Origin of the sequence: Stenotrophomonas sp. AR029, assembly GCF_047520695.2 — a bacterium.
Classification (GTDB): domain Bacteria; phylum Pseudomonadota; class Gammaproteobacteria; order Xanthomonadales; family Xanthomonadaceae; genus Stenotrophomonas; species Stenotrophomonas sepilia.
Map to the genome: position 1 here is coordinate 239939 of NZ_JAXBQQ020000003.1, position 13439 is coordinate 253377.

The 13439-nt window shown below is 67.0% G+C and carries 12 protein-coding genes; 8 read left to right on the forward strand and 4 right to left on the reverse strand.

The annotated features are described in order from the left end of the window. The first annotated feature begins 17 nt into the window (after positions 1 to 17). The 3 genes from arfB to dcp all read left to right on the forward strand — a co-directional run bounded on the left by arfB (position 18) and on the right by dcp (position 3323). On the forward strand, positions 18 to 449 hold the full coding sequence (gene arfB / locus ACM0PB_RS13340; RefSeq protein WP_005420755.1) for an alternative ribosome rescue aminoacyl-tRNA hydrolase ArfB: 432 nt from the start codon (positions 18 to 20) through the stop codon (positions 447 to 449). A gap of 4 nt (positions 450 to 453) precedes the next feature. Then, complete coding sequence (locus tag ACM0PB_RS13345; protein WP_005420754.1) at positions 454 to 1056, forward strand: lysophospholipid acyltransferase family protein; 603 nt, start codon at positions 454 to 456, stop codon at positions 1054 to 1056. 110 nt (positions 1057 to 1166) lie between these two features. Continuing rightward, positions 1167 to 3323: a peptidyl-dipeptidase Dcp gene (gene dcp / locus ACM0PB_RS13350; protein WP_005420753.1), complete on the forward strand. Its 2157-nt coding sequence runs from the start codon at positions 1167 to 1169 to the stop codon at positions 3321 to 3323. A 116-nt stretch (positions 3324 to 3439) separates the two neighbouring features. Here dcp and ACM0PB_RS13355 read toward each other — a convergent pair whose 3' ends face one another. Together ACM0PB_RS13355 and ACM0PB_RS13360 are read right to left on the reverse strand one after the other, a co-directional pair. Continuing rightward, entirely contained in the window at positions 3440 to 3886 is a 447-nt protein-coding gene (locus ACM0PB_RS13355) for a 3-dehydroquinate dehydratase (RefSeq protein ID WP_004153636.1), read from the reverse strand. Positions 3887 to 3889: 3 nt separating this feature from the next. Next, positions 3890 to 4291 carry a hypothetical protein gene (locus tag ACM0PB_RS13360; RefSeq protein ID WP_053496494.1) on the reverse strand — a complete coding sequence of 134 codons (402 nt, stop codon included), beginning with the start codon at positions 4289 to 4291 and terminating at the stop codon, positions 3890 to 3892. A gap of 243 nt (positions 4292 to 4534) precedes the next feature. Between ACM0PB_RS13360 and lepB the strand changes: the two genes are divergently transcribed. Continuing rightward, positions 4535 to 5161 (forward strand): signal peptidase I, encoded by a 627-nt coding sequence (lepB, locus tag ACM0PB_RS13365; RefSeq protein ID WP_053501214.1) that lies wholly within the window; start codon positions 4535 to 4537, stop codon positions 5159 to 5161. 124 nt (positions 5162 to 5285) lie between these two features. Then, a complete protein-coding gene (locus ACM0PB_RS13370; RefSeq protein WP_414604820.1) occupies positions 5286 to 6542 on the forward strand; it encodes an MFS transporter in 1257 nt (418 codons plus the stop codon). Positions 6543 to 6635: 93 nt separating this feature from the next. Here the strand turns inward: ACM0PB_RS13370 and ACM0PB_RS13375 are convergent, their stop codons facing one another. Then, positions 6636 to 7544 (reverse strand): LysR family transcriptional regulator, encoded by a 909-nt coding sequence (locus ACM0PB_RS13375; RefSeq protein WP_005420736.1) that lies wholly within the window; start codon positions 7542 to 7544, stop codon positions 6636 to 6638. Positions 7545 to 7883: 339 nt separating this feature from the next. Beyond that, positions 7884 to 8852, reverse strand: a complete 969-nt coding sequence (locus tag ACM0PB_RS13380; RefSeq protein ID WP_032954693.1) for a LysR family transcriptional regulator — start codon at positions 8850 to 8852, stop codon at positions 7884 to 7886. A 110-nt stretch (positions 8853 to 8962) separates the two neighbouring features. On the opposite strand from ACM0PB_RS13380, the gene aceB reads away from it, so the two are divergent. The 3 genes from aceB to ACM0PB_RS13395 all read left to right on the forward strand — a co-directional run bounded on the left by aceB (position 8963) and on the right by ACM0PB_RS13395 (position 13428). Continuing rightward, positions 8963 to 10585: a malate synthase A gene (gene aceB / locus ACM0PB_RS13385; protein WP_095378572.1), complete on the forward strand. Its 1623-nt coding sequence runs from the start codon at positions 8963 to 8965 to the stop codon at positions 10583 to 10585. Positions 10586 to 10649: 64 nt separating this feature from the next. Further along, a complete protein-coding gene (gene aceA, locus ACM0PB_RS13390; protein WP_061480262.1) occupies positions 10650 to 11951 on the forward strand; it encodes an isocitrate lyase in 1302 nt (433 codons plus the stop codon). Between the two features lie 436 nt (positions 11952 to 12387). Further along, positions 12388 to 13428, forward strand: a complete 1041-nt coding sequence (locus ACM0PB_RS13395) for a GGDEF domain-containing protein (RefSeq protein WP_032954692.1) — start codon at positions 12388 to 12390, stop codon at positions 13426 to 13428. The last annotated feature ends 11 nt before the right edge of the window (positions 13429 to 13439 follow it).

Here is a 13439-nt window from a genome sequence, read left to right on the forward strand (position 1 = left end):
GCCGCTACAATGCGTGGATGGGCAGTGGACCGGTCACCATCAGCGCGCAGCTTGAAATCCCCGACGGCGAGATCGTCGAGCGGTTCGTGCGCGCCAGCGGCGCCGGCGGCCAGAACGTCAACAAGGTGTCCACTGCGGTGGAACTGCGTTTCGACGTGGCCAACTCGCCCTCGTTGCCCGAACCGTTGCGCGCGCGGCTGTTGGCGCGGCGTGACCGGCGCATGACCGGCGAAGGCGTGCTGGTCATCGACGCGCAACGTTTCCGCACCCAGGATCGCAATCGCGAGGATGCGCGCGAGCGGCTGGCGGCCTTCATCCAGGCCGGGCTGAGCGTGCCCAAACCGCGCAAAGCCACCAAGCCGACCCTCGGGTCGAAACTGCGTCGTCTGGACGCCAAACGCGGGCGCGCGCAGATCAAGCGCGGGCGCTCATCACGTGACTGGGAGTGATTGCTTGAACAACCCGACTTCGTTGCTGCCGGCCGTGCCGCCGCAGATGCCGCAGGTCAAACCCAACGCCTTCCTGCGCTGGCTGGCGCGCTGCACCCTGCGCATGGGGGGCTGGAAGGTGACCGGCACCCTGCCTGACATCCCCAGGCTGGTCTTCATCATCGCCCCGCATTCGTCCAACTGGGACGGGCTGTGGGGCATGGCAGCGAAGATCGCGCTCGGCATGAAGGTGAAGGTGCTGGGCAAGGCGTCGCTGTTCTGGTGGCCGCTGGGCCCGTTGCTGCACCGGCTGGGCGTGATTCCGCTCGATCGCAGCTCGCCACAGGGTACGGTGGGCCAGGCGGTGGACCTGCTGCGCAACAACGAGAAGATGTGGTTCGCCATCACGCCCGAGGGCACCCGCAAGGCGGTGAAGGAGTGGAAGGCCGGCTTCCTGAAGATCGCCCGGATGGCCGACGTGCCGATCCTGACCGCGTATTTCCACTATCCGGAAAAGACCATCGGCATCGGTCCGCTGTTCACCCCGAGCGGCGACGATGTGGCCGACATGGCTGCCATCCGCGAGTTCTACCGGCCCTGGATCGGCAAGACCCGCGGTACGGTCTGAGCCTGCCGCAGGCCGCCGCATAGACGCCACGTCCGGCACATGCCGGGCGAGCGCGACAGGAGTAGGGTGGAGGGCTGGTATCCATACCGTCTGCCCAAGGAGCGTTTTACATGTCGCGTACCGTAGTCCTGGCCGCCGCCATCAGCCTGGCGCTGGCGGCCTGTTCCGGCAAGGAGTCCACCCCCGTGTCCGATGCCCAGAAGACCCCGGCCCAGCAGCCGGCCGAAGCCTCCACCAATCCGCTGCTGAGCGCCAGCACGCTGCCGTTCCAGGCGCCGCCGTTCGACAGGATCAAGGACAGCGACTACCTGCCGGCCTTCGAAGAAGGCATGCGCCAGCACCTGGCCGACGTGCGCAAGATCGCCGACAGCAGCGAGCCGGCCACCTTCGACAACACCATCGTGGCGATGGAGCGCAGCGGCGAGACCCTGACCCGCGTGTCGCGCATCTTCTTCGGCCTGGTCCAGGCCGACACCAACGATGCGCGCCAGAAGATCCAGGAAGAAGTGGCGCCGAAGCTGGCCGCGCACCAGGACGAGATCAACCTCGATCCGAAGCTGTTCGCGCGCGTGAAGTCGCTGTACGACCAGCGTGACACGCTGGAGTTGGACCCGGTGCAGAAGCGCCTGGTCGAGCACTATTACGATGGCCTGGTGCGCGCCGGTGCGCAGCTGTCCGACGCCGACAAGGCGACCCTGCGCAAGCTCAACGTGGAAGAGACCACGCTCTCCACCCAGTTCCACACCCGCCTGGTGGCCGCGACCGCCGCTGCGGCTGTTGTCGTTGACGACAAGGCCAAGCTGGCCGGCCTGGACGAGGGCGCGATCAACAACGCTGCGGCCGCCGCCAAGGACCGCAAGCTGGATGGCAAATTCCTGCTGCCGCTGCAGAACACCACCCAGCAGCCGGTGCTCGGCTCGCTGAGCGATCGCGACCAGCGTGCCGCCGTTCTGAAGGCCTCTGAAACCCGCGCCGAGCGCGGTGATGCCAACGACACCCGGCAGACCGTGCAGCGCCTGGCCCAGCTGCGTGCGCAGAAGGCCAAGCTGCTCGGCTTCGACACCTTCGCCGACTATCAGCTGGGCGACCAGATGGCCAAGACTCCGGCTGCCGCGCTCAAGCTGCTGACCGACACCGTGCCGGCCGCCACCGCCAAGGCGCGCGCCGAGGCCGGTGAGATCCAGAAGGTCATCGACGCGCAGAAGGGCGGATTCCAGGTCGCCGCTTCGGACTGGGACTTCTACGCCGAGCAGGTGCGCAAGGCCAAGTACGATCTGGACGAGTCGCAGATTAAGCCGTACTTCGAACTGGACAACGTGCTGCAGAACGGCGTCTTCTACGCCGCCACCCAGCTGTACGGCATCACCTTCAAGCCGCGCACCGACATTCCGACCTACAACCCGGACATGAAGGTGTACGAAGTGTTCGACAAGGACGGCACCTCGCTGGCCCTGTTCTACACCGACTACTTCAAGCGTGACAGCAAGTCCGGCGGCGCCTGGATGGACGTGTTCGTCGAGCAGGACGGCCTGACCGGTGCCAAGCCGGTGGTCTACAACGTCTGCAACTTCACCAAGCCGGCCGCCGGCCAGCCGGCGCTGATCAGCTTCGACGACGTCACCACCATGTTCCATGAGTTCGGCCATGCGCTGCACGGCATGTTCTCGAACGTGAAGTACCCGTCGATCGCCGGCACCGCCACCTCGCGTGACTTCGTCGAGTTCCCGTCGCAGTTCAACGAGCACTGGGCACTGGACCCGAAGGTGTTCGCCAACTACGCCAAGCACTACAAGACCGGCGAGGCGATGCCGCAGGAACTGGTCGACAAGATTCTCAAGGCGCGCAGCTTCAACCAGGGCTATGCGACCACCGAATACCTGTCGGCCGCGCTGCTCGACCTGGCCTGGCACACACAGAAGGCCGATGCACCGCTGCAGGATGTCGGCGCCTTTGAAGCCAGCGCGCTGAAGAAGTTCAAGGTCGACCTGCCGCAGGTGCCGCCGCGCTACCGCACCACCTACTTCGACCATATCTGGGGTGGTGGTTACTCGGCCGGTTACTACGCCTACTTCTGGGCCGAAGTGCTGGACCATGACGCCTACCAGTGGTTCACCGAACACGGTGGGCTGACGGCGGCCAACGGCCAGGAGTTCCGCGACAAGATCCTCTCGCGCGGCAACAGCGTGGAGCTGTCGACCCTGTACCGCGATTTCCGCGGCAAGGACCCGTCGGTGGAACCGCTGCTGAAGTTCCGCGGGCTGAAATAAGAAAGCGGAAACGGCGGGGGCAACCCCGCCGTTTTTCTTTGTGTAGAGCCGAGCCCATGCTCGGCTGGCTTTTTCTGAAGACGCAGCCGAGCATGGGCTCGGCTCTACACACAGCGTTACGTCCCCACGTGCACGCGGTTCGCCTGCTCGGCCAGGCCCAGGTGATCGAGCGCGATATCCAGCGCCAGCACATAACTCTGCGCGCCATACCCAGCAGCGATGCCCAGGCGCTGGCCGACACCGGCCGGCAGGCACGGTTCGGCCACTGCGCCGTCGTCATGCACCTCTACGTACGCGTTGTGCAGATAGGGCAGCAGCCGCTGCAGGCGCAGACTGTTGGCACACGCACCCGGATCGAGCAGCGTCACCTCGCCGCGGCTGTGATCGGCCACGCGCAGCGCATCAAGCAGTTCCTGTTCCGAACCGCAGGCGCGGATGGCCACGCTGGTGCCGGCGTCGATCGCGCGATGCACCAGCGACTTCAGGACCGGTGCCGGCAGCGGCATCGCGGTGCGGATCAGGGCGCCGGCCGCTTCCGGGCCGCGGATGATGAAGATCGACATGACTCAGCCCTCCTGCGCCAGGCGGCGGCCGACAATGGCCAGCGACAACGGGTAACCGGCCTGCTGGCTGCGCTGGTCGACCACCACGGCGGCCGGACCGTGCTGCAGGCGCAGACGTGCATCCAGGCCCGGCTCGCTGGGAGCCTGCAGTTCGATGTACTGCGCCGGCAGCCGTTCCAGTGCTGCCTGCAGCGCGCCACCTTCGGCCTGCCATTGCGCTTCGTCGGCGGTACCGACATCCAGCAGTACCCAGTCGGCGGAGCGCGCCTGCGGCTGGCACAGGCACTGGCGTACCTCGGACAGGCTGGCGCAGTCGCTGCACAGCACGCGATGGCCGGCCAGCTGTGCCGGCAGCTGCGGACGCGGCGCCGACGAAGATGCGTGGCGGATCACCAGGAGGGTCATACAACACCTTGCGGAATGCGCCCTGTGGCGCGGTGGGCACACGATGCGCGTGCTGCCCGTAAAGGTGCGATGCCCGCCGCCGGGCCGGGGCGTAAAACCTGCGTAACCCCTTTTGCAGCGCCAGGGTTGCCAGGACTGGGCGCAGAGCAGCCGAGCGTAGGCTCGGCTCTACAGGAGCGCGGTGCGGGAACCTCTTCGGCCCGGATGTGGTCTGATGCAGCTACCACCCACCCGGATCCTGCCATGGACGCTGTTGCCCGCCCTCCCTTTTCCGAACGCGCGCTGGCCTGGCTGAAGAAAGAGGCGCTGCCGCTGCTGGTGATGCTCGGCCTGCTCGCCGCCGCCCGCGATACCCTGGCCAACCATTACGTGGTGCCGAGTGGTTCGATGCAGCCGACCCTGCAGCCCGGCGACCGGGTGGTGGTGGACATGCGCGCCTACGGTCTGCGTCTGCCATTCACCAACACGGAACTGATGGCGACCGGCACCCCGCAGCGTGGCGAGGTGGCGGTCTTCGACTCACCGGCCGACGGCACCCGCCTGATCAAGCGCGTGGCGGCGGTGGCCGGTGACCATGTGCAGATGCGCGAAGGCCATCTGAGCATCAACGGGCAGCCGCTGCAGATGGCCGACCTGCAGGACGTGGAAGCCTTCGGCGAGCGACGTGCCCGCCTTGATCTGGACATGGGCGGCGGTCCGGACATCGCCGACTTGGTGGTGCCGGCTGGCAAGGTGCTGGTGCTGGGTGACCACCGCGGCAACAGCTTCGATGGCCGCTTCTTCGGCTTCGTCGACGCCGACAAGCTCTACGGCCGCGCGGTGGCGGTGTACTACCGCCGGGGCGACGGCTTCGAGTGGCAGCGCCTGTAAGCTGAATTGATACTTCTCGTATATCAATCATTACCTATCAGGTTATGGATCGACTGGATAGACGGGCCTAGTCTGAGGCCCGTTCCCTCCCACGCTTGGCCGCCCCCACCGGCCCATCGATCCCATGACTGGCGAAACCGCGGCGGCCGTCGAACGCCGCCCCCCCACTGTCGACTCCAGCGCCGAGACCCGCATCCAGCAGGGCACACCGGCCTTCCGCCGCACCGCGCTGGCACTGTTCCTGGCCGGCTTTTCCACCTTCGGCCTGCTGTACACGGTGCAGCCGCTGCTGCCCGAGTTCAGCCGCCATTTCGGCGTGTCCGCCGCCGGCAGCGCGATGTCGTTGTCGCTGACGACCGGCACCTTGGCCGTGGCGATGCTGCTGGCTGGTCTGCTGTCCGATGCGGTCGGCCGCCGCCCGTTGATGATCGTCGCGTTGCTGGTCTCGGCCATGCTGTCGCTGAGCTCGGCGCTGGTGGATGACTGGACCACGCTGCTGGTATTGCGCACGCTGCTCGGCCTGGCGCTGAGCGGCGTGCCGGCGGTGGCGATGACCTACCTGGTCGAGGAAATGGACAGCCGCGCGCTGGGCCTGGCGATGGGCCTGTACATCGGCGGTAACGCCATCGGTGGCATGAGCGGACGCCTGCTGGCCGGCATCATCGCCGACCACTGGGGCTGGCGCTGGGGTATCGGCGTGGTCTCGATCATCGCGGTGGCCAGCACCGTGCTCCTGTGGCTTCAGCTGCCGCCGTCGCGCCACTTCCATCCCCGTCGTGACGGCCTGCGCCAGTTGCCGTCGCGCTGGCGCACGCTGTTCGCCGACCCGGGCCTGCCGTGGCTGTTCGCCACCTCGTTCGTGCTGATGGGCGTGTTCGTCACCCTCTACAACTACCTGGGCTACCACCTGCTGGCGCCGCCCTACCACCTCAGCCAGACCGTGGTCGGCCTGATCTTCAGTGTCTACCTGGTGGGCACCTTCAGTTCGGCGTGGATGGGCCAGCAGGCAACGCGCTACGGGCGCGGCCGCATCCTGTCGATCTCGTTCGCGTTGATCGGCGCGGGCATCGCACTGCTGGCAATGCCGTGGCTGAGTGCGATGGCACTGGGTATCGCACTGGTCACGTTCGGCTTCTTCGGCGGCCACTCGGTGGCCAGCAGCTGGGTTGGCAGCCGCGCCGGTACGATGCGCGCCGAAGCCTCGGCGATGTACCTGTTCGCCTACTACCTCGGGTCCAGCGTGCTGGGCGGGGTCGGTGGCCTGGCCTATGCGGCCTGGGATTGGCTGGGTGTGTGCCTGTTCGCTGCCGTGCTGACCCTGATCGGTGGTGGCATCGTCTGGGCACTGCAGCAGCGCGCGCCGCAGCCGGTCACCGCGTGACCCACCGCGTACGGTAGTGCCGGCCGCTGGCCGGCATGCCGGCCCATGTGGGGTTGCCGGCCAGCGGCCGGCACTACCCGGGTGGGTTGCACTTCACCCTTCGGCGAACGCCTCACGCAGCAGCGTGGCGAAATTGCGGATCAGCGGCGTTACCCGTTCGCGGTGCCAGGCCAGCTGCACTTCCGAATGCGCGCCGGCATCGGCCAGTGCCACGAAGCGCGATCCTTCCACGCGTATGTGATCGCATGACGACGGCAGGATCGCCGCACCCAGGCCCGCAGCGGCCAGGCTGATCAACGTCGATGCTTCACCGGCTTCCTGCACGATGCGCGGCGTGAAGCCCGCCGCCGCGCACAACGCGATCATGTGGTCGTGGATGCCCGCGCCGGCGCTGCGGCGGAACGCCACGAAAGGCTCCTGCGCGAAGTCGCGCAGCGACAGCGTGCCCTGCTTCGACAGCCTGCGCAGGGCAGGGTGGTCGGCGTGCACGATCAGCGCCAGCGGGTCGACGAACAGGCTGTGCGCCACCAGTTCCGGCGGCAGCGCGCGCTTGCGGATGATGCCCACGTCCAGTGAACCGTCGAGCAGCGCGTCGATCTGCTGCAGCGTGTTCATCTCGCTCAGCTGCAGCCGCACCTGCGGGTACTGCTGACGGTAGCGCAGGATCGAACGCGGAATCTGCGGCGACAGCGGCGTGGCGCGAGTCAGACCGATGTGCAGTTCACCCTGCTCACCACGCTGTGCACGCTGCACCTCGTCCACGGCCGTCTCCACCTGCTGCACGATGGCGCGTGCACGTTCCTGCAGCAGTTCGCCCGCAGGCGTCAGCTGCACGCGGCGATGGCTGCGCACGAACAGGCGCGCGTCAATCAGTTCTTCCAGCTGGCGGATCTGTTGGCTGAGCGGCGGCTGTGACATGCCCAGCCGCTCCGCCGCCTGGCCGAAGTGCAGCGTATCGGCGACGGCGAGGAAGTAGCGCAGGTGGCGGAGTTCGATGGACATGGGGCCAGTTTATTCATCGTCAGCCGGAAATGAATCAGAGGCGGGGTCAGAGCCCGTTGCGCAGCAACGGGATCCGACCCCGTGCCGACCAACGGTCGGCACCCACCATGGAAAGCATTTCCCACAGTTCGCAGAAAACAGTCGAAGGCGGGGTGGGTCCGGTTGCGGGGGCGTGAGCGCCATGGATGGCGCGACCGAGCCTCCATGGACGGGTTTACGGCGTCCCCCGCAACCGGACCCACCCCGCCATCCCACGGAATGCCCGCTGTTGCCGTTGACGTTGCCGTTGCTTCGGCCTCTGCAGGTGCAGGGCGGCAACCCTGCAAACCAGAACACCCCTCACCGCTCCGAATGCCCGCTCTGATCGTAATCGCGCGGACTGAACAACTCCGGCTGGATCAGCTCGATGAACGCCCGCGCCTGCGCCGACAGCGCCTTGCCCCGGCGCACGATCACCCCGTAGCTGCGCTCGGGGAACCAGCGCTTCATCGACCGCGCCGCCAGCCGCTCGTGGTCGGCCTCGTTCAGGCACAGCGCCGGCACGATGGAAATGCCCATGCCCATCGCCACGTACTGCTTGATCACTTCCCAGCCCCCCACTTCCAGCGCCACGGTGTAGGCGATGCGGTGGCGCTGGAACACCTGGTCCACCAGGCGGTAGGTGATCTGCCGCTTCGGCGGCAGCACCAGCGGATAGCGCGCGATGTCGGCCAGCTCCAGCTCGCCGCCCTTGGCCAGCGGATGATCGTGCGGTGCGATCAGCACCTGCTCGAAGCGGTAGGCCGGGGCGTAGGTCAGGTCGGCCGGCACATCGGTCATCGAACCTATCGCCAGGTCGGCGGCATCCTCGCGCAGCAGGTCGGTGCCGTCGGCGCTGATCGCGTTGTGCAGGGTCAGGCGCACGTCCGGGTGGTGCAGGCGAAAGCGTTCGACGATCTTCGGCAGCAGGTACAGGATGGTCGAGCTGTTGGCGGCAATGTTCAGCTCGCCCGCGTCCAGGCCGCGCACCTTGTCGCGGAAGCGCGCCTCCAGCCCGTCCAGGTTCTCCACCAGCGGCTGTGCCATCTCGTACAGCAGCTGGCCCTCGCGGCTGGGCACCAGGCGCCTCCCGCTGCGCTCGAACAATGGCACCCCCAGCTCCCGTTCCAACGCCTGCAACTGCAGGCTGATGGCCGGCTGGCTGACGAAAAGTGCCTCAGCCGCCCGTGAGACGGAGCCGAGGCGCACGGTCTGGCAGAACGCGCGCAGCGGCTTGAGCCGGTCGGATTTGTAGGAAAAACGAGGACTTGGCGGGGTGCGTGTGCTCATCGTGTAACGAGTATTAGCACAACTTATGTAAAACATTGCAAAAACTGTTTTGCCAAATACTGAGGCCGGGCGGCACCGTGGAGACGTTCCCCCACCGCTGGAGTAGCCCCATGTCCGCCGTCGCTTCCGCCGTTCCCACCCCCGCCACCAAGGCCACCCCCGGCATCGCCCTGGCGACCCGCGTGGCCGGCCAGGACACCGTGCTGCCGGCGCCGCTGCTGGCCCTGCTGGTGTCGCTGCACCGCGCGGTGGAACCGGGCCGGCAGGCGAGGCTGCAGGCCCGCCGTGAACGCCAAGCGTTCTTCGACCAGGGCGGCCTGCCGGACTTCCGTGAAGACACCACTGCGATCCGCAGCGGCGACTGGCGCGTTGCGCCGCTGCCGGCCGCGCTGCAGGACCGCCGCGTCGAGATCACCGGCCCGACCGACCCGAAGATGGTCATCAACGCGCTGAACTCCGGCGCCAAGGTGTTCATGGCCGACTTCGAGGATTCGACCTCGCCGACCTGGCGCAACCTGCTGGCCGGGCAGCAGTCGCTGGCCGCGGCGGTGCGCGGCGATCTCGAATACACCGCCCCCAATGGCAAGCATTACACGCTGCGCCCATACGACGAACAGGCGGTGCTGATCGTGCGCCCGCGTGGCTGGCACCTGGACGAGAAGCACGTACGCGTCGACGGCCAGTTCCTCGCCGGCGGCCTGTTCGACGCAGCGGTGTTCGCCTTCCACAACGCCCGCTCCCTGCAGGCCAAGGATCGTGGCCCGTACTTCTACCTGCCCAAGCTGCAGAGCATGGAAGAGGCGGCGCTGTGGGAAACCGCGCTGTCGCACATTGAAGGGATGCTCGGCTTGCCGCACGGCCAGATCAAGGTGACCGTGCTGATCGAAACGCTGCCGGCGGTGTTCGAGATGGACGAGATCCTGCACGCACTGCGTGACCGCATCGTCGGCCTGAACTGCGGGCGCTGGGACTACATCTTCTCGTACCTGAAGACCTTCCGCCGCCACGCCGACCGCGTGCTGCCCGAACGCGGCCAGGTGACCATGACCCAGCCGTTCCTGAAGGCGTATTCGGAACTGCTGATCCAGACCTGCCACCGCCGCGGTGCGCATGCGATGGGCGGCATGGCCGCGCAGATTCCGATCAACAACGATGCCGCCGCCAACGAACAGGCCATGGCCCGCGTGCGCGCCGACAAGCTGCGCGAAGTCAGCGCCGGCCACGACGGCACCTGGGTCGCGCATCCGGCGCTGATTCCGGTGGCGATGGCGATCTTCGACGAGCACATGCCCGGTGCGAACCAGCACAGCGTGCTGCGCCAGGACGTGCGCGTCGGCCGCGACGAACTGATCGCGCGGCCGCCGGGCACCATCACCCGCGCCGGCTTCGAAGGCAACGTGGAAGTCTGCGTGCGTTACCTGGCGGCGTGGCTGGATGGCAACGGCTGTGTGCCGATCCATCACCTGATGGAGGACGCGGCCACCGCCGAGATCAGCCGCAGCCAGTTGTGGCAGTGGCTGCATACGCCGGGCCAGCAGCTGGACGATGGCACCGCGATCGACCTGGCCCTGCTGGATTCCACCCTGTCGCAGCTGCCGGCACGGCTGGGCGATACCGCCGCGCTGCCCGGTGGCGCGCGCATCAGCGAGGCCATCGCCCTGCTCGGCGAACTGAGCCGCAGCGAAGAACTGACCGATTTCCTGACCCTGCCGGCCTACGCGCGCATCGATTGACTGCCGCCCGCGTCTACCGCCGTTTCCCTCCCCGCTGCACGCACGAACCGAACTGGAGAAAGACATGAGCAAGCTGCCCACTGCCGAACAGATCCAGCACGACTGGGATACCAACCCGCGTTGGGAAGGCATCCAGCGCAACTACAGCGCCGCCGACGTGGTGCGCCTGCGCGGCACCGTCCACATCGAGCATTCGCTGGCCCGCCTGGGTGCGGAGAAGCTGTGGGCGTCGCTGCACGAGCGCGAGTTCGTCAACGCGCTGGGTGCACTGACCGGCAACCAGGCCATGCAGCAGGTCAAGGCCGGCCTGAAGGCGATCTACCTGTCCGGTTGGCAGGTGGCGGCCGACGCCAACCTGGCCGGCCAGATGTATCCGGACCAGTCGCTGTACCCGGCAGATTCGGTGCCGGCGGTGGTCAAGCGCATCAACAACACGCTGCTGCGCGCCGACCAGCTGCACCACGCCGAAGGCAAGGATGACATCGACTTCCTGCAGCCGATCGTGGCCGATGCTGAGGCCGGCTTCGGCGGCGTACTCAACGCCTTTGAACTGATGAAGGCGATGATCGAGGCCGGCGCCGCCGGCGTGCACTTCGAGGACCAGCTGGCCTCGGTCAAGAAGTGCGGGCACATGGGCGGCAAGGTGCTGGTGCCGACCCGCGAGGCGATCGAGAAGCTCAACGCCGCACGCCTGGCCGCCGACGTGATGGGCGTGCCGACCCTGCTGGTCGCGCGCACCGATGCCGAAGCTGCGGATCTGCTGACCAGTGACATCGACGGCAACGACAAGCCGTTCACCACCGGTGAGCGCACCGTCGAAGGTTTCTACAAGACCCGCAACGGCCTGGACCAGGCGATCAGCCGCGGCCTGGCCTATGCACCCTATGCCGACCTGGTGTGGTGCGAGACCGGCAAGCCGGACCTGGAGTTTGCACGCAAATTCGCCGAGGCGATCCACGCGAAGTTCCCGGGCAAGCTGCTGGCCTACAACTGCTCGCCCAGCTTCAACTGGAAGAAGAACCTGGACGACGCCACCATTGCCAAGTTCCAGCGCGAACTGGGCAGCTACGGCTACAAGTTCCAGTTCATCACCCTGGCCGGGTTCCATGCGTTGAACTACGGCATGTTCAATCTGGCCCACGGCTACGCGCGCCGCCAGATGAGTGCGTTCGTGGAACTGCAGGAAGCCGAGTTCGAAGCGGCCGAGCGCGGTTTCACTGCGGTCAAGCACCAGCGTGAGGTCGGTACCGGCTATTTCGATGCGGTGACCCAGGCGATCCAGCAGGGCCAGTCGTCGACCACCGCGCTGACCGGATCGACCGAGGAAGAGCAGTTCCACGGCGGGCGCAGCGAACGCGCGGCGTGATCCGGTGCGCGGTGTGATCCGGTAGTGCCGGCCGCTGGCCGGCAATCACAGGATGCTCCGGGCGCTGCGTGGCAGCCGGCCAGCGGCCGGCTCTACCGGGGCCTGGAATCCGATCAGGGTGGCCAGGGAAGGGCCAGGCAACGCCGGCCGGTCGGGGGACCTGCCGGCGTTGTTGTATCGATGCAAGGGGGGCAGCCAGCGGGCAGCGTCAATCAGGCGCACCCCGGGTTCCGGCAACTTGGCCGAAACCCTGTGAAACCCGGCATCGAATTGATCCAGCAGGGGTTTTGCCCGGGCACCCGTGACCAGAACGGGCCACCACCGATCTTCACGTCAATCAAGATCGGCAGAACGGTCAAAATGAGATAGGGCGCACACTTTAAAGCGGTGCTATGCTCCGCGGCTCACCAGGGGACGCTGGCGGCGGGTGCAGGGAATGACCGGCAGGGGTGCGGCCGAGAACAGTGATGTGACGACAGGTATCGCCCGGGTGGCGATGGCCGAGATCGTGCACGCGCTGTTGTCAGATGCCGAGGTGGCATTGTTTGCCAGATTCGCCCGCGCATGCAAGCTCCGTGCCGGACAGTGGCTGTTCCAGCGTGGCCACCGCGGCGAGCGCATGTATGTGATCCTCGAAGGCCAGATCGAACTGGACTTCGGCGAGGACCTGGTGATCAAGACACTCGGGCAGCATGAGTTCTTCGGAGAACTGGGCCTGCTGGTCGGCGACCACCTGCGCAGCGCCAGCGCGCGCGCGCTGGTCGACTGCGATGTGCTGGAACTGGGGCCGGCTGATTTCCACCGGCTGGTCGAATCCGATCCGGGCCTGGTGGCCTACTTCCTGCGCCGCACGATCATGCGCGTGCTGGCCAACGAACAGGCCCTGATCAGCCAGTTGCGCCGGCGCAACCACGATCTGGAAACCGCGCTGGACAACCTCTACATCACCACCCACCAGCTGACCCACACCCGCGAGCTGGTGCGTACCGATGAACTGACCGGTCTGCACAACCGCCGTGGCCTCACCCTGTACCTGCAGGAGTGCCGCGAGCGTGCCGAGGGGCCGCCGCAGGCGCTGCTGCTGATCGATTGCGACCGTTTCAAGCAGATCAACGACCGCCACGGCCACCAGGCCGGCGACCGCGTGCTGCAGAGCATGGGCAACATCCTGCGCTCGATGGCTGGCGAACAGGACCTGGCCTGCCGGCTTGGCGGTGATGAGTTCTGCCTGATGCTGCGCCGTGGCAACCGCGAGATCGTGCAGCACGCTGCCGAGTTCATCCTCAGCGCGGTGCACGGCCTGCTCGAGCGCAGCCATGGCACGCCGCATGTAAGCCTGGTCAGCATCGGAGCCAGCCTGCTGGATGCCGACGCGGACTGGAGCGAGTGGTATGCCAGCGCCGATCGGGCGCTGTACCGGGCCAAGCGTGATGGCGGCAACTGCCTGCGCTGGGTGGATGATCCGGACGGCCAATAGGGAGATGCAGG

Bases quoted from the DNA above. Each gene is read 5' to 3' on its own strand.
- arfB (WP_005420755.1), top strand. From the start codon at position 18: ATGGGCAGTGGACCGGTCACCATCAGCGCGCAGCTTGAAATCCCCGAC.
- ACM0PB_RS13370 (WP_414604820.1), top strand. From the start codon at position 5,286: ATGACTGGCGAAACCGCGGCGGCCGTCGAACGCCGCCCCCCCACTGTC.
- aceA (WP_061480262.1), top strand. From the start codon at position 10,650: ATGAGCAAGCTGCCCACTGCCGAACAGATCCAGCACGACTGGGATACC.
- aceB (WP_095378572.1), top strand. From the start codon at position 8,963: ATGTCCGCCGTCGCTTCCGCCGTTCCCACCCCCGCCACCAAGGCCACC.
- lepB (WP_053501214.1), top strand. From the start codon at position 4,535: ATGGACGCTGTTGCCCGCCCTCCCTTTTCCGAACGCGCGCTGGCCTGG.
- dcp (WP_005420753.1), top strand. From the start codon at position 1,167: ATGTCGCGTACCGTAGTCCTGGCCGCCGCCATCAGCCTGGCGCTGGCG.
- ACM0PB_RS13395 (WP_032954692.1), top strand. From the start codon at position 12,388: ATGACCGGCAGGGGTGCGGCCGAGAACAGTGATGTGACGACAGGTATC.
- ACM0PB_RS13375 (WP_005420736.1), bottom strand. From the start codon at position 7,544: ATGTCCATCGAACTCCGCCACCTGCGCTACTTCCTCGCCGTCGCCGAT.
- ACM0PB_RS13355 (WP_004153636.1), bottom strand. From the start codon at position 3,886: ATGTCGATCTTCATCATCCGCGGCCCGGAAGCGGCCGGCGCCCTGATC.
- ACM0PB_RS13360 (WP_053496494.1), bottom strand. From the start codon at position 4,291: ATGACCCTCCTGGTGATCCGCCACGCATCTTCGTCGGCGCCGCGTCCG.
- ACM0PB_RS13380 (WP_032954693.1), bottom strand. From the start codon at position 8,852: ATGAGCACACGCACCCCGCCAAGTCCTCGTTTTTCCTACAAATCCGAC.